Below are 17,149 nucleotides of genomic sequence, written 5' to 3' on the forward strand. Positions count from 1 at the left end.
TTAAAAAAGTGAATATCGTAATTATGCAGGATACTTAAATATATGACAAAATAGCACAAAATGTAAACGTATTATCATCTTTTTCGACAGTTTTTTATTTAAATTCCCGCAAAAGATGATAAAATTTAGTATATAATAAAAGAAAATAGCGATTTGTATAGTATGCTGCCTTTGTAGGCAAGTTAAATGAGTCGTTCTTTCATAGTATTTCGTTCTCTAATCGTGAAATATGCGTTTGGAGGAGGAGATGCATTCAACATAATTAATTGGAAAAAGAGTAGGTGCAACAATGTTTAAACACGTAACAGTGCTTTTGAAGGAAACAGTAGACGGCTTAGATATAAAGCCAGGTGGTACATATGTAGATTGTACACTGGGGGGAGGAGGACATAGTTCTTATTTATTATCCCAATTAACTGAAGGTGGAAGATTAATCGCGTTTGATCAAGATGAGATAGCGATTCAAAATGCGAAAGAAAGATTCTCTTCATACGGTGAGCAGTTCATAACAGTAAAAAGTAATTTCCGTTATTTATCTGAAAAACTACAGGAATTAGGTATAACAGAAGTAGATGGTATTTTATTTGATTTAGGTGTTTCATCCCCGCAATTAGATACACCAGAGCGTGGCTTTAGTTATCATCATGATGCACCGTTAGATATGCGAATGGATCAAGATGCCCCATTAACAGCATATGATGTTGTAAATAGCTGGTCATATGAGCAACTTGTAAGAATTTTCTTCCAGTATGGTGAAGAGAAATTTTCAAAACAAATAGTAAGGAAAATTGAAGCGTATCGTGAGAATAAAGCTATTGAAACGACAGGAGAATTAGTAGAACTAATTAAAGAGGGTATTCCAGCTCCTGCTCGTAGAACGGGTGGACACCCTGCGAAGCGAGTGTTCCAAGCAATCCGTATTGCGGTAAATGATGAATTGAAAGTATTTGAAGAAGCGTTGGAATCTGCAATTGAGATGGTCAAGCCGGGCGGAAGAGTTAGTGTTATAACATTCCATTCTTTAGAAGACCGTATTTGTAAAACGACGTTTAAACGAAATAGCACAACGCCACAATTGCCACCAGGATTACCGATTATTCCTGATGAATTTAAGCCAAAATTAAAGCTTATTACGAGAAAACCGATTTTACCTTCTGATATAGAGTTAGAAGAAAATAATCGAGCGCGTTCTGCGAAATTGAGAATCGCTGAAAAACGATAAAAAGGGGAGAGAGGTATGAGTAACTTAGCTGTAAAGTACAAACAACAAGCGCAAGAAGAGATACAGATTCAAACGCCCCCACAGCAGATGGTTCAGCCAAAAGCTAAAGCGAAGATTACAAGAATCGAAAAACTGTTGTATGTAGCATTTATTGGCTTTTTATTGTATGCCTGTGTAGCGTTTATTGGAAATAAAGCAGGCCTTTATCAAGTTAATGTAGAAGCAGCGACGATAGAACAAAAAATTGTACAGCAGCAAAAAGAAAATCAAGAGTTACAGGCTGAAGTAGAGAAGTTAAGTCGCTATGAACGAATCGCTGAAGTTGCAAAAAAACACGGGCTAGAAATTAATGCGAATAATGTGAAGGGCCTCAAATAAGGCAATAGGTGTGAAGGGAAAATGAAGAGAAATATGACTAAATTTCATACCAATAAGGGAGCAGGGTATTTTATGATTTTATTCCTCCTGCTCTTTTTGCTATTATTAGCCCGATTTTTTTACATACAAGCAACAGGAACAGTGCATAATCAAGATTTGGATAAACTCGCTCAGCAAAAACATAGTAAAGCAGGAGTTCTCGAAGCAAATCGAGGAACGATTTATGACCAAAATGGTCATGTATTAGCGCAAGATGCAAACTCTTATAAACTTGTAGCGGAATTAAAAGGTGCGAAGCCGGTTGAGAATAAAGAGGACACTGCAAAGAAAATTGCAGGAGTACTTGGAAAAGGCGAAGAGGATATTTTAGCTGCGTTAAATAAAGATAAAAGTCAAGTGGAATTCGGGAAATTAGGTAAGGGCTTGACGAAAGAACAGAAAGATCAAATAGAAGCATTAAAATTGCCAGGCATATCTTTTATTACTGAAAATGCCAGAGTATATCCAAACGGTGATTTCGCATCTTATGTCGTAGGTCATGCGAGACCTGATGATAAGGGGATTGCTATAGGACAATTTGGTTTAGAAAAGAGTTTGGATAAGTATTTAGGAGCTTCTAACGGAGAAGTAGCTTATACAGGCGATCGTAGAGGCGTATCTCTTGACGGCGGAAAAGTGAATGTAAAGGCACCTAAAAATGGAGATAATGTATATTTAACGCTTGACCAGCGTATTCAAAGTTTTTTAGAAGACGCAATGAAAGAAGCGAGTAAACATTATGAACCAGAAAGCTTAATAGGGATTGTTGCGGATCCAAAAACAGGGAAAATATTAGGAATGTCTACTAAACCTAGTTATGATCCGAACCGAGAGGATATTAAATATTTTTATAATGACGCAATTGCAAATGCATTTGAACCTGGATCAACAATGAAAATTTTCACGCTAGCAGCAGCTATTAATGAAGGTGTGTACAAAGGACAAGATTATTATCAGTCTGGTACATATCAAGTCGGAAACCGAAAAATAAAAGATCATAACGGTGGCGCTGGATGGGGATCTATCACATTTGATGAAGGGGTAGAGCGCTCTTCCAACGTAGCGTTTGCAATTTTAGGGGATCAAAAACTTGGACCAGAACGATTCCGAAAATATATTCATAGTTTTGGATTAGATGAAAAAACGAAGATTGATTTACCTGGTGAAGGTTCAAATACAATTATATTCGATCAGCAAATACAGCAAGTAACAACAGCTTTTGGACAAGGTTCTACTGTAACACCAATTCAGCTTGTGCAAGCTGCAACTGCTATTGCAAATGACGGAAAAATGATGAAGCCTTATACAGTTGATAAAATTGTAAATCCAATAACAGGGGAAGTAAAATTAGAACATAAGCCAGAAGAAGTGGGAAAACCTGTTACGAAAGAAACAGCAGCGCAAGTAAGACAGTTATTAGAACGTGTTGTTACATCGCCGAAAGGAACAGGAACCGCTTATAAAGTCGATGGTTATTCAGTTGGTGGTAAAACAGGAACAGCCCAAATTCCGGATGGAAAAGGTGGCTATATGACAGGGAGAGAGAATTATATATTCTCGTTCTTAGGTATGGCACCTATGGATGATCCGCAACTTGTTGTATATGTAGCTGTTAAACAACCGAAATTGAAAGATGATGAGAGTGGCGCACAACCTTTAGCTGATATTTTTAAATATGTAACGAAGAATAGTTTAGAGTATTTAAAGATTAAGCCTAATGAAGTGAAAGATCCGAAGAAATATGTGAAAGAGCAGCAAACTGTCGTTCCAGATGTAACCGGGAAAACGATGGAAGAAGCGAAAAAAGCAATTGATAAAGCAAAACTTCGTCCAATCGTATTAGGTGAGGGGAAAGTGCAGCAACAAGTGCCAAAAGCGACTGAGCAAACATTAAAAGGTGATCGAGTCTTCTTAGTAGGAGATAAACCTACAATGCCAAATATACAAGGCTGGGCACTGCGTGATGTTATGAATTTAGCAAAAACATTAAAGCTAAACTTAAAACCTACTGGTACCGGATACGTCACTGAACAAAGTGTAGCAGAAGGAACATTGTTGCAACCTGGTACAGAGTTAGGTGTAACACTTGTACCGCCACTTGAACCACAACAAGAAGCAGAAAAACAGTAATGGTAAAAGAGAAGAAGTTCTAATTAAATAAGTACAAGCATATATTGGAACAAGCTAGGCGTAAGGGAGGCTTGTTCCAATATGCGTGTATCAAATGTAACGGTTAGAAAACGACTTATTTTTATACTCATATCAGGTATACTTATTTTCACTATCATCGATATTCGTCTTGGATATGTGCAATTTTTTCTTGGCAATATGTTAACGGATCGTGCGAAGGATTCATGGAGTCGAAATATTACTTTTGAACCTGAACGTGGGAAAATTTTAGACCGAAATGGTGTGGAACTTGCTACGAATAAAAGTGCTCCAACTGTCTTTGTTGTACCGAGGCAAATTGAAAAACCAGCAGAGACTGCAGAGAAGTTAGCTGCAGTATTAGGTGTGGAAAAAGATGAGATTTATAAGAGAATTACAAAAAAAGAATCAATTGTAAGGTTAGATAAAGGCGGAAGGAAAATATCACATGATAAAGCGAAAGAGGTACGAGGATTAAGTTTGAAAGGTGTTTATATCGCAGAGGACTCTATCCGGTACTATCCATTTGGCAACTTTTTATCACACGTATTAGGGTTTGCAGGTAGTGATAACCAAGGTCTTATGGGACTGGAAAAATATTATGATAAAGAGCTAAATGGTGATGAAGGTCATGTGCGTTTTTTTGCAGATGCAAAAGGACAAAGGATGCCTAATGTTGGTGATGATTTCAAAAAACCAGAAGCTGGTTTGAATTTAGGTTTAACAATTGATGCACGTATTAATAGAATTATGGAAAGAGAAATGAATATTGCAGAGTCGACATATAATCCAGATGGTATGATTGCGATTGCAATGAATCCGAAAAATGGTGAAATTTTAGGTATGTCGAGTCGGCCGAGCTTTGATCCAGCAGATTTTCAAAGTGTTTCTCCAGAAGTGTATAATAGAAATTTACCTGTATGGAGTACGTATGAGCCTGGTTCAACATTTAAGATCATTACGTTAGCAGCAGCCTTGAATGAAAATTTAGTAGACTTAGAGAAAGATACGTTTTATGATGATGGAGCAGCTGAAGTGGGTGGAGCTAGATTGAAATGCTGGAAAGCGGGAGGCCATGGTAGCCAAACGTTTTTAGAAGTAGTTCAAAACTCTTGTAACCCAGGATTTATCGAACTTGGTGATCGTCTTGGTAAAGACCGATTGTTTAAATACATTCGTAATTTCGGCTTTGGACAGAAAACTGGAATTGATTTGCAAGGTGAAGGTAGTGGGATCTTATTTAATTTAGATAAAGTTGGTCCAGTAGAGCAAGCAACTACTTCATTTGGTCAAGGGGTTTCTGTAACACCAATTCAACAAGTAGCGGCAGTAGCAGCGGCTGTAAATGGTGGGACATTGTATCAACCGTATATAGCTAAGGAATTTATTGATCCGAAAAATAATCAAGTTGTAAGTAAAAAGACACCTGTGGAAAAAAGAAAAGTTATTTCCAAGGAAACTTCAGAAAAAGTTCGGTATGCATTAGAGAATGTTGTAGCAAAGGGATCTGGTAAAGGTGCTTTCATTGATGGGTATCGTGTAGGTGGAAAAACAGGTACGGCCCAAAAGGTGAAAGATGGTAAATATTTAGAGAATAATTATATAGTATCTTTTATCGGTTTTGCTCCAGCGGATGATCCGGAAATTGTTGTCTATGTTGCTGTTGATAATCCGAAAGGTGTAACGCAATTTGGTGGAGTAGTAGCAGCTCCAATTGTTGGGAATATTCTTCGGGATGCACTTCCTGTTATGGGAGTGAAACCGAGAAAAGAACAAGTTGAGAGAGAATATAAATGGGGCGATACACCAACTGTGGAAGTTCCGAATTTAATTGGTATGAAAAAGAAAGACTTACAGACACAACTCGTCGATTTGAAGCTTGATATAAGTGGAGACGGAGAGAAAGTAATTAAACAATCCCCAGAAGCAGGAGCTAAAGTGAAAGAAGGCTCAAAAATTAGAATTTACTTCGGGAATTAAAGGTAACCTAGTACGTTTTATGGTACAATTGGTGGAAGTGAGTTCTTTATAGAAGAGTTACTTAAATTGAGGCTGTAAGAGCCTCAATTATAAATAAGTCTATTTATTAGACACAGTAGCACTTACCTCCTATTTTACATATTTAGGAGGTAACGTGTTGCTTATTAAAAAAGAGATAAATACACAATGTAGAGAGGGTTTAGTGAAATGAAGTTGCATACACTTTTATCATGTTTGCATGATTTTCCAGTTGTTCCAAAAGAAAATCCAGAAATCACATCTATAGAAGCTGATTCACGTAAAGTGAAAGAGGGAAGCTTATTTGTATGTATGAAAGGATATACGGTTGATAGCCATGATTTTGCTAAGCAAGCAGCGGCACAAGGAGCGGCTGCTATTGTTGCGGAAAGACCAATTGATGTTGACGTTCCAGTTGTACTTGTGAAAAACACTTTTCGTTCGTTAGCGGTTTTAGCTGATTATTTTTATGGTCAACCAACACACAAGTTACATTTAATCGGAATTACAGGTACAAATGGAAAGACAACAACATCGCATATTATGGATGAGATTATGCGCGCACATGGTCATAAAACGGGGTTAATTGGAACGATTAATATGAAAATCGGTGATGAAACATTTGAGGTGAAAAATACAACACCAGATGCACTAACACTTCAACAGACATTTTTAAAAATGGTTGAGCACGGTGTAGATAGTACAGTAATGGAAGTTTCGTCACATGCTTTAGATCTTGGTCGTGTACACGGATGTGATTACGATGTAGCAGTGTTTACAAATTTAACACAAGATCATTTAGACTACCATAAAACGATGGAAGAATATAAACATGCAAAAGGGTTGCTATTTGCACAACTTGGCAATAGTTATAACCATGATCGTGAAAAGTACGCGGTACTGAATAACGATGATGCTGTAACTGCGGAATATATGAGAAGTACTGCGGCAACTGTTGTAACGTATGGAATTGATACAACAAGTGATATTATGGCCAAAGATATCGTTATGACGAGTGCTGGAACTACATTTACGCTTGTAACACCGTATGAAAGTGTAAATGTTACGATGAAATTGATTGGGAAATTTAATGTATATAACGTACTAGCGGCAACAGCGGCAGGACTTGTTTCTGGTGTAAGTTTAGAAACGGTTATTGATGTAATAAAGCAACTAGCTGGAGTTCCAGGACGTTTTGAAGTAGTTGATGGTGGACAAAATTATACAGTTATTGTTGATTATGCACATACACCAGATAGCTTAGAGAATGTATTAAAAACAGCAAAACAGTTTGCAAAAGGCGATGTATATTGCATCGTCGGTTGTGGTGGAGATAGAGATCGAACAAAGAGACCAATCATGGCAAGTGTTGCAACAAAATATGCAACTCATGCAATTTACACTTCAGATAATCCAAGAAGTGAAGAGCCAGGGGCTATTTTAGATGATATGGTGCAGGGTGCAAATGGGAATAATTATGAAGTAATTATTGATAGAAAAGAAGCGATATACCATGCAATTGCTAACGCGAAAGCTGAAGATATCATCATTATTGCTGGTAAGGGTCATGAAACGTATCAAATTATTGGTAAAGACGTTCATCATTTTGACGATCGTGAAGTCGCTAAAGAAGCAATTACAGAGCGTTTAAACAACGAAGAGTAACAACGTGAGAGGAGGACTACATGTGCTTGAGCAAGGTTTATTAGTAACGGCTGGGGTAGCATTCTTAATTTCTGTTGCCCTTTCGCCATTGTTTATTCCATTTTTAAGGAAATTAAAGTTCGGACAGAGTATTCGTGATGAGGGACCAAAGTCACATCAAAAAAAATCAGGGACACCTACAATGGGTGGTATTGTCATATATGTATCTATGATGGTAACTTCACTTATTATGGCGATTAAGTTTAATCATTTAGGTGCAGAGGTTTCATTATTATTATTAGTGACATTTGGCTACGGATTAATTGGATTTTTAGATGACTACATAAAGGTAGTTAAGAAGAGAAATCTTGGTTTAACATCAAAACAAAAATTAGTAGGTCAGCTTGTTATTGCTATTGCGTTCTTTTTAATTGGAAAAGGGCAAGCGTTCCACACATACATCATGATTCCGGGAACAGATGTTAAGTTTGAACTAGGTTGGGCGTATTTTGTACTTGTATTATTTATGCTTATTGGTGGATCAAATGCAGTTAACTTAACTGACGGTTTAGATGGTTTATTATCAGGAACAGCTGCTATTGCATTTGGAGCGTTTAGTATTATTGCAGTAGCGCAAGAGCAATTTGGAGTAGCGATATTCTGTATGGCAGTTGTAGGAGCTGTACTTGGATTTTTAGTATTCAATGCAAATCCAGCGAAAGTGTTTATGGGAGATACAGGTTCCTTAGCTTTAGGTGGAGCCATTGCAGCTGTAGCGATTTTATTAAAACAAGAATTACTACTTGTAATCATTGGTGGAGTATTTGTAATGGAAACTTTATCTGTTATTATTCAGGTCATTTCTTTTAAAACAACAGGAAAACGTGTCTTTAAAATGAGTCCATTACACCATCATTATGAATTATGTGGTTGGTCAGAGTGGCGTGTTGTTGTGACATTTTGGTCTGTAGGATTTTTATTAGCTGTGTTAGGAATTTATATCGGGGTGTGGATGTAATTGAAAACTGTAACTGAATTTCAAAATAAAAATATTCTTGTATTAGGCATTGCAAAAAGTGGTTATGCAGCAGCTACGCTGTTACAAAAATTAGGGGCAAATGTAATTGTAAATGACGGAAAGCCTTTAGCGGATAATGTACTTGCTGCAGAATTACAAGCAAAAGGAATGGACGTTGTATGCGGTGGTCATCCTTTAGAATTGTTAGAGAGAAATATTTCTCTTGTAGTAAAAAATCCAGGAATCCCGTATTCTAATCCAATATTAGTTGCTGCGAAAGAGAAGCAAATTCCAATTGTTACGGAAGTTGAGTTAGCATATCGTATTTCAGAAGCACCATTTGTTGGGATTACGGGGTCTAACGGTAAAACGACGACGACAATGCTTGCATTTGAAATGCTAAAAGAAGGACAAAAGCATCCTGTAATTGCAGGGAACATAGGAACTGTAGCGTGTGAAGTAGCACAGGATGCAAAAGAAAATGAAGTTGTAGTTACAGAACTTTCATCGTTCCAACTGATGGGAGTAGAATTGTTCCAACCTAAAATTGCTGCGTTTTTAAATTTATTTGAGGCCCACTTAGATTATCACGGGACGAAGAAGGAATATGGTTTAGCAAAAGCAAATATTTTTAAAAACCAAACAGAAAATGATTATAGTGTAATAAATGCAGATGATGCAGATGTGATGGCTTTATCTGCTTATAGTAAAGGGCAAAAAGTACTATTCTCGACAACGAAAGAAATTGAAGATGGTGCGTGTATAAAAGAGAATGCTCTTTGTTTTAAAGGTGAAAAAGTTGTTGAAGTAGGCGATATCGTTTTACCTGGTCAACATAATTTAGAAAATATTTTAGCAGCGATGAGTATCGCAAAATTATTAGGTGTTTCTAATGAAGCGATTATGGCGGTGTTAAAACGTTTTACAGGTGTAAAACATCGTTTAGAATATGTAACAACTATTAACAATCGTAAGGTTTATAATGATTCAAAAGCAACGAATATGTTAGCAACTGAGAAAGCTTTATCTGCGTTTACACAACCGATTGTGTTATTAGCAGGTGGGCTTGATCGTGGAAATGAATTCGATGATTTAATTCCGTATTTCAAAAATGTAAAAGCAATTGTGACATTTGGACAAACAGCTCCAAAATTAGTAAGAGCTGCAGAAAAAGCGGGATTAGATACAATTGAAAGTGTCGATACTTTAGATGAAGCGGTAGTGAAAGCATATGCTCATTCTACAGATGGCGATGTAATTCTTCTTTCTCCAGCATGTGCAAGCTGGGATCAATTTAAAACATTTGAAGAAAGAGGAGACATTTTTATACAAGCTGTGCATAAACTTATATAAAGTAAATCAAAACATCAGTAGGCTAACACCTACTGATGTTTTGTTACATAGGGCAAAAGTTTCTGCCTAAAGAGGTGGTGTTTATGGGTAATGAAGAAAACCCCTGATTTTATTCTCATCATCGTTACACTTGCGTTGTTAACAATCGGAATGGTTATGGTGTATAGTGCGAGTGCGGTTTGGGCCTCTTATAAAATGGGGGACTCATTCTTTTTTGCAAAAAGGCAATTGCTATTTGCAAGTATTGGTGTAGTGGCAATGTTTTTAATTATGAAAATTGATTATTGGGTGTGGCGTACGTATTCAAAAGTAATTTTGCTAGTTTGCTTCATTCTTCTTATTCTTGTTCTTGTTCCTGGGGTAGGACTTGTTCGAGGAGGAGCGCGAAGTTGGATTGGAATCGGGGCATTTTCCATTCAACCGTCAGAATTTATGAAGTTTGCGATGATTATTTTTTTAGCAAAATTTTTAGCGGAACGACAAAAATTAATTACCTCTTTTAAACGTGGTTTACTACCAGCTCTTAGTTTTGTATTTCTTGCTTTTGGAATGATTATGTTACAGCCAGATCTTGGCACAGGAACGGTAATGGTTGGGACATGTATTATTATGATATTTATCTCGGGAGCAAGGGTCTTTCACTTTGCAATGTTTGGTTTGCTTGGTGTAGCAGGATTTGTAGGGCTAATTGCATCAGCACCGTATCGAATGAAACGTATTACATCATATTTAGATCCGTGGTCAGATCCGCTTGGAAGTGGATTTCAAATTATTCAATCGTTACTCGCAATTGGACCTGGTGGATTATTCGGGCTTGGACTTGGACAAAGTAGACAAAAGTTTCTTTATTTACCTGAACCGCAAACAGACTTTATATTTGCAATCTTATCCGAGGAATTAGGTTTTATTGGTGGTTCATTTGTGTTATTATTATTTAGTCTATTATTATGGCGTGGGATTCGTATAGCTTTAGGAGCGCCAGATTTATATGGTACGTTTTTAGCAGTAGGTATTGTGGCGATGATTGCGATTCAAGTAATGATTAATGTTGGTGTTGTAACAGGATTGATGCCTGTAACAGGTATTACTTTGCCGTTTTTAAGTTATGGTGGATCAAGTTTGACATTAATGTTAATGGCAGTAGGTGTATTATTAAATATAAGTCGCCATTCTCGCTACTAAACCCTGTTTTATAAGACAGGGTTTTTCGTATGTGCGCGAAGAAACATGATGTATATAGAAATAAATACGACTGAAATAAGAAAAGAGAAGCGGAGGAGTTAGTAGTGCGTGTATTAGTAAGTGGTGGGGGCACTGGAGGTCATATTTATCCGGCTCTTGCTCTAATAAGAGAAATAAAAAAATTAAATCCGGAAGCAAGGTTTTTATATATTGGTACGGAGAGTGGATTAGAGAGCACAATCGTTCCAAAAGCAGGCATACCGTTTCAATCTATTGTTATAAGTGGATTTAAGCGTAAAATATCGTTAGATAACGTGAAAACGGTGATGCGTTTCCTAAAGGGTGTACAAGATAGTAAACGATATATTCGTCGTTTTAATCCGGATATTGTGATTGGAACGGGTGGATATGTATGTGGACCAGTTGTATATGCTGCAGCAAAATTAGGTATTCCAACCATTGTACATGAACAAAATAGTGTACCTGGTGTAACGAATAAATTTTTAAGCCGCTATGTTGATAAAGTTGCGGTTTGTTTTGAAGCGGCTGCAGAACATTTTCCACAGTCAAAAGTGGTGATGACAGGAAATCCAAGAGCATCAGAAGTAATGGATCAGAATGGAATGAAAGGAAAACGTTCAGTAGGTTTATCTCTTCCTAAAAAATCGGTACTTATTTTTGGTGGAAGTCGTGGGGCTAGACCGATTAACGATGCTTTCGTAGAGGCAATTGAACAGTTTGGAAATAAAAGTTACGAAATATTGTATGTAACAGGTGAAGTTCATTATGACAAAGTGATGGAAGCAGTGAAGCAAAAAGGGAATCCGAATAATGTTATTATTAAACCTTTCATTCATAATATGCCAGAGGTACTTACAGGTGTAGATCTTGTTGTTTCAAGAGCGGGGGCAACAACACTTGCAGAATTAACCGCGTTAGGTAAGCCAAGTGTGTTAATACCGAGTCCTTACGTAACAAATAACCATCAGGAAAAGAATGCACGTTCTGTTGTAGATAAAGGAGCAGCAAAAATGTTGCTTGAAAAAGATTTAACAGCAGAAACGCTTATTCGTGATATTGATGAGATTTTATTAGATGCACAAACATTACAAAATATGAAGCTGGCTGCGGGGCAATTAGGTATTCCAGATGCAGCAAATAAGCTGTATGAAGTAATGAATAAGCTTGTAAAAAAATAACGTTAGGTGAACGCCCTGCATACTACTGTAATAAGGATACTTAGTATGGGGGAGATTGTTTATGGAGCAATTAGTAAATGAGCTTATAGAAGCAAATGTTGGTCGCGTGTTAGTGAATGAAGCGTTAGCGCGTTATACCACTATGAAAATAGGTGGACCAGCTGATATTTTAATTGTGCCAAAGCATGTTGCCAGTATTGAAAAAACGTTGCAGTTAGTAAAAAAATATAAAACAAAGTGGACTGTAATTGGTCGAGGTTCGAACCTTCTTGTATCTGATCTAGGTATAGAAGGTGTCGTTATTCGTTTAGGAGAAGGATTAGAGCACTTAGAAGTCGAAAAACATAGAGTAAGAGTTGGTGGTGGGTATCCCCTTATTAAATTATCAACTTTACTTAGTCGTCAAGGGTTATCCGGCCTGGAATTTGCCAGTGGTATTCCAGGAAGTGTTGGTGGTGCAGTGTATATGAATGCTGGAGCACATAAATCGGATATATCAAACATATTATCAAAAGCTCTTATTTTGTTTGAAAACGGAACAATTGATTGGTTAACACATGAAGAAATGGAGTTTTCCTATCGTACTTCTGTATTGCAAACGAAACGTCCTGGTATTGTTTTGGAAGCTGAGTTTCAATTGCAGTTAGGAGAGCGTGAGGGAATCGTAAGCGTCATGCAAAAGAATAAAGACTACCGTCGTGAAACACAGCCGTGGAATCATCCTTGTGCAGGAAGCATATTTCGGAATCCAATCCCATACTTTGCAGGAGACTTAATAGAAAAGGCGGGGCTTCGTGGTTATCAAATAGGCGGAGCTCAAATTTCTGAAATGCATGGGAATTTTATTATTAACACTGGGGGAGCCAGTGCGCAAGATGTCTTATCTTTAATTGCATTAATAAAACAAACAATCAAGGATAAATTTGGCGTAGAAATGCATACAGAAGTAGAAATCATTGGAAGATAACGGTTATTCGTTCCGCTCATTATCATTTATGTTATAATAAGAAGATAAGAACGGCATGAGGAACATGCCGTTTTTTATGTTACGTAGGGGGATCGTACATGAAAAATAGTAAAGTGATTAAACTACAGGATCGTGTACCAAAGTTAAAAAATCAACAGAAGAAAAACAAGAAAAATGTTAATCATCGGTTGATTTTATACATATCAATTTTATTTTTATTAGTGCTCTTTTTAATTTATTTTCGGTCTCCGCTAAGCAATATCAAAAAGATAAGTGTGTTTGGAAATCATTATATGACAGATGAACAAGTGATGAAGGAATCAGGTGTGACGTATGATACAAGTTATTTCCGAGTGACAGCACATAAAGCAGAAGAAAACCTAACGAAACGAAAAGAAATTAAAGCAGTAAATGTAAAAAAACGTTTTCCAAATAAAATTGATGTTCATATTGAAGAATATTTAACGATTGGTTATATAAACAAAGATGGGAAATTACAACCGTTACTAGAGAACGGGAAAACACTTGATGTACTTCCGAACGGAAAACTTCCTGTTGCAGCACCAATTTTTGAACCTTTTAAAGAGGAAAAAATGAAGGAGTTAATTGCTGAGCTTGAAAAATTAACACCAACTATTTTAAGGTCTATTTCTGAAATTCGTTATTCACCGACGAATGCGAATGAAGATCACCTTACTTTATATATGAACGAAGGGTACGAAGTGAGCACTACGATTCAAAATTTCGCAAAGCGTATGGAAGCTTATCCGCTTATCTTAAAAACAATTGAACCGGGTAAAAAGGTATTAATTGATTTAGAAGTAGGGGCATATACGAAAGAATTAGGAGCGGAAGAAAAAAAAGAATAGAACGATAGTTTTTACTACGTTCCTGTAGAAAAAACGAAACGAACGTTCTATTGAATACATCTGAATTTACAAGAATGGTTCATTTGATGAAAAAGATGTAAAAATTCTTAGATTCATACTAGGATTGGTACAAGTTTCACTTTTCTATGAGTACATCTTAGTGTAGACTTATACTTGGCGGTAATCTTTACACTTGAAATAGAATTATTTCAAGATAAGCAGTTATTCATAGTTTACTGCGATATTCTTAAATGAATGTTAAATAAAAATAAGAAAAATATAGGGTTAAAAAAGGGAAACGTATAAAGACGTTGAATATTTTTCTTATAAATAGTAAAGTTGCGATTGTTGTTCCATATATTGAGTTGTATGGTATAAATAAAGAAGGAGGTGCCAAAGAATGAACAGCAATGAAATATATGTTAGTCTTGACATCGGTACATCCAATGTTAAAGTCATCATTGGTGAAATGGTTAATGACAGCTTAAACATTATTGGTGTTGGAAATGTAAAATCGAATGGTTTAAAGAAGGGATCGATAGTTGATATAGACGAGACTGTTCGATCAATTAAAAAAGCAATTGAACAAGCTGAGCGCATGGTGGGAATCCACATTGAGCAAGTTGTAGTAGGTGTCAATGCAAACCAGGTACAGCTACTTCCTTGTCACGGAGTAGTGGCTGTTTCAAATGAAGATCGTGAAATCGGGAATGAAGATGTCTTACGCGTTCTAGATGCAGCACAAGTTGTGTCAATTGCTCCAGAGCGTGAGTTTATTGATGTGGTACCTCGACAGTTCATCGTAGACGGTCTTGACGAGATTAACGATCCACGCGGGATGATCGGTGTAAGATTAGAAATGGAAGGTACACTTATAACAGGCTCGAGAACTTTACTACATAACCTACTTCGTTGTGTAGAAAAAGCAGGTCTTGAAATAGTTGATATTTGTCTTCAACCTTTAGCGGCTGCAACAGTTGCTATATCTTCAGATGAGAAACATAGAGGAGTAGCCCTTGTTGATATGGGGGGAGGATCTACAACTTTATCTATTTTTAAAGATGGAGAGTTACAAGCGACGAGCGTATTACCGTTAGGTGGAGACCATATAACGAAGGATATTGCGATTGGGTTGAAAACTTCAACAGACAATGCAGATCAAATAAAGTTGAAATATGGACATGCTTTTTATGATACAGCATCTGAAGAAGAGATGTTTACGGTTCCTATTATGGGAAGCGATCAAACAGAACAATATTCTCAGTTGGAATTATCGGATATAATAGAGGCTCGTGTAGAGGAAATTTTAATGTTTGTTCAAGATGAAGTGCGTAAGTTAGGAGTAAAGCAAGTAGCTTCTGGCTATGTACTAACTGGTGGAATTGCTTCTATGCCGGGTGTTCTTGATCTTGCATATGATATTTTACATGAAAATGTTCGTATAGCGACTCCTGATTATATCGGTGTGCGTGAGCCCCAATATACAAGTGGAGTAGGATTAATTAAACATTCTTATCAAAAAGCTAAATTACGTGGGAAAAATGTGCAGGAAAAGCAAGAACATTTTGAACCAGTACCAGCACCAGCACCAACGCCGGTACAACAGCAACCTGCGAAACAAAAAACTCGTAATCAAAACAATAATAATCAAAATGATGAACGTATGATGTCAAAAGTAAAACGTGTATTCCGTTATTTATGGGATTAAAATTGGACACGAAAAATGAGGTTCTAGGGGGATTTCGACATGTTAGAGTTTGATACTACTCAAGATCAATTAGCGAATATAAAAGTTATCGGTGTCGGCGGTGGCGGAAACAATGCTGTAAACCGTATGATTGAACACGGTGTACAAGGTGTAGACTTTATCGCTGTGAATACTGATGCACAAGCATTAAATCTATCAAAAGCTGAAACAAAAATGCAAATTGGTGGAAAATTAACACGTGGACTTGGTGCAGGTGCAAACCCTGAAGTAGGGAAAAAAGCTGCAGAAGAAAGTAAAGAACAGATCCAAGAAGCACTTCGTGGTGCGGATATGGTCTTCGTAACTGCTGGTATGGGCGGCGGAACTGGAACTGGTGCAGCTCCAGTTGTTGCTCAAGTTGCAAAAGAATTAGGTGCATTAACAGTTGGTGTTGTGACACGTCCATTTACATTTGAAGGACGTAAACGTGCAACGCAAGCAGCATCTGGTATTGCGGCATTTAAAGAAAATGTAGATACGCTTATTGTAATTCCAAACGATCGCTTGTTAGAGATTGTTGATAAAAATACGCCGATGTTAGAAGCATTCCGTGAAGCAGATAACGTATTACGTCAAGGTGTTCAAGGTATTTCTGATTTAATTGCAACACCAGGTTTAATTAACTTAGACTTCGCAGACGTAAAGACAATTATGTCTAATAGAGGTTCTGCTTTAATGGGTATTGGTTCTGGTAATGGAGAAAATCGTGCTGCTGAAGCTGCGAAAAAAGCGATTTCTAGTCCATTATTAGAAACATCTATTGATGGAGCTCAAGGTGTTATTATGAACATTACGGGTGGAGCTAACTTAAGCTTATATGAAGTACAAGAAGCGGCAGACATTGTAGCTTCAGCTTCAGATCCAGAAGTAAATATGATCTTCGGTTCTGTTATTAATGAAGGATTAAAAGATGATATCGTTGTAACTGTAATTGCAACTGGTTTTGATGATAGTGCTTCGACGCAGCCACCAAAACCAATTATCCGTCCGACTGCGAATCACACGCAACAACAGCAACAGCAAGTAGCTCAACCTTCAAAACAACGTGAAGTTAAGCGTGAAATGAAACGTGAAGAGCCGGTTGTGCATGAGCGTCATACAGATTCAGATGACATCGATATTCCAGCATTCTTACGTAACCGTCGTAGACGATAAAAGAAAAGGAGTTTTTATGCTCCTTTTTTGTTTTATACAGGGAAAAGATCTGCTAAGCAGGTCTTTTTTTTATTTTATATATTTCGATTTATCCCGCTATTTGCTGGGCAGCCTGATTCGTGCGGGGTGATTAAAGTTCCACTTAATATATAAGTAAAAAGATATAGTATTCTATGAAACATATACTTTTATTTTTTACCGACAGATTTTGTCTAGAAAGCACAAAATAA

Annotated in this window: 13 protein-coding genes; all 13 read left to right on the forward strand. The window is 36.9% G+C overall.

What is annotated here, in order from left to right; all coding sequences use genetic code 11:
- Positions 1-289 precede the first annotated feature (289 nt).
- The 13 genes from rsmH to ftsZ all read left to right on the forward strand — a co-directional run bounded on the left by rsmH (position 290) and on the right by ftsZ (position 16,919).
- Positions 290-1,222: a 16S rRNA (cytosine(1402)-N(4))-methyltransferase RsmH gene (gene rsmH / locus ACUN0F_RS13435; RefSeq protein ID WP_000472512.1), complete on the forward strand. Its 933-nt coding sequence runs from the start codon at positions 290-292 to the stop codon at positions 1,220-1,222.
- Between the two features lie 15 nt (positions 1,223-1,237).
- Positions 1,238-1,600 (forward strand): cell division protein FtsL, encoded by a 363-nt coding sequence (gene ftsL / locus ACUN0F_RS13440; RefSeq protein ID WP_000067079.1) that lies wholly within the window; start codon positions 1,238-1,240, stop codon positions 1,598-1,600.
- Between the two features lie 21 nt (positions 1,601-1,621).
- Positions 1,622-3,769 (forward strand): penicillin-binding protein, encoded by a 2,148-nt coding sequence (locus ACUN0F_RS13445; RefSeq protein ID WP_445539557.1) that lies wholly within the window; start codon positions 1,622-1,624, stop codon positions 3,767-3,769.
- An 81-nt stretch (positions 3,770-3,850) separates the two neighbouring features.
- Positions 3,851-5,767, forward strand: coding sequence for a stage V sporulation protein D (locus ACUN0F_RS13450; RefSeq protein ID WP_001266227.1), 1,917 nt, complete (start codon positions 3,851-3,853; stop codon positions 5,765-5,767).
- Positions 5,768-5,974: 207 nt separating this feature from the next.
- Positions 5,975-7,450 carry a UDP-N-acetylmuramoyl-L-alanyl-D-glutamate--2,6-diaminopimelate ligase gene (gene murE, locus ACUN0F_RS13455; RefSeq protein WP_048546093.1) on the forward strand — a complete coding sequence of 492 codons (1,476 nt, stop codon included), beginning with the start codon at positions 5,975-5,977 and terminating at the stop codon, positions 7,448-7,450.
- Positions 7,451-7,472: 22 nt separating this feature from the next.
- Positions 7,473-8,447 (forward strand): phospho-N-acetylmuramoyl-pentapeptide-transferase, encoded by a 975-nt coding sequence (gene mraY, locus ACUN0F_RS13460; protein WP_000893058.1) that lies wholly within the window; start codon positions 7,473-7,475, stop codon positions 8,445-8,447.
- Positions 8,448-9,800, forward strand: a complete 1,353-nt coding sequence (gene murD, locus ACUN0F_RS13465; RefSeq protein ID WP_264460877.1) for a UDP-N-acetylmuramoyl-L-alanine--D-glutamate ligase — start codon at positions 8,448-8,450, stop codon at positions 9,798-9,800.
- 90 nt (positions 9,801-9,890) lie between these two features.
- Positions 9,891-10,982, forward strand: a complete 1,092-nt coding sequence (spoVE, locus tag ACUN0F_RS13470; RefSeq protein ID WP_000753517.1) for a stage V sporulation protein E — start codon at positions 9,891-9,893, stop codon at positions 10,980-10,982.
- A 104-nt stretch (positions 10,983-11,086) separates the two neighbouring features.
- Positions 11,087-12,181 carry an undecaprenyldiphospho-muramoylpentapeptide beta-N-acetylglucosaminyltransferase gene (gene murG, locus ACUN0F_RS13475; protein WP_001265424.1) on the forward strand — a complete coding sequence of 365 codons (1,095 nt, stop codon included), beginning with the start codon at positions 11,087-11,089 and terminating at the stop codon, positions 12,179-12,181.
- A 61-nt stretch (positions 12,182-12,242) separates the two neighbouring features.
- Positions 12,243-13,148, forward strand: a complete 906-nt coding sequence (murB, locus tag ACUN0F_RS13480; protein WP_264460878.1) for a UDP-N-acetylmuramate dehydrogenase — start codon at positions 12,243-12,245, stop codon at positions 13,146-13,148.
- Positions 13,149-13,246: 98 nt separating this feature from the next.
- Positions 13,247-14,017 (forward strand): cell division protein DivIB, encoded by a 771-nt coding sequence (gene divIB / locus ACUN0F_RS13485; RefSeq protein ID WP_000798232.1) that lies wholly within the window; start codon positions 13,247-13,249, stop codon positions 14,015-14,017.
- Positions 14,018-14,417: 400 nt separating this feature from the next.
- A complete protein-coding gene (gene ftsA / locus ACUN0F_RS13490) occupies positions 14,418-15,725 on the forward strand; it encodes a cell division protein FtsA (RefSeq protein WP_001087543.1) in 1,308 nt (435 codons plus the stop codon).
- 39 nt (positions 15,726-15,764) lie between these two features.
- Complete coding sequence (gene ftsZ / locus ACUN0F_RS13495) at positions 15,765-16,919, forward strand: cell division protein FtsZ (RefSeq protein WP_000888983.1); 1,155 nt, start codon at positions 15,765-15,767, stop codon at positions 16,917-16,919.
- Positions 16,920-17,149: the final 230 nt, after the last annotated feature.

The sequence above is a fragment of the Bacillus sp. 1A genome (genome assembly GCF_052682215.1).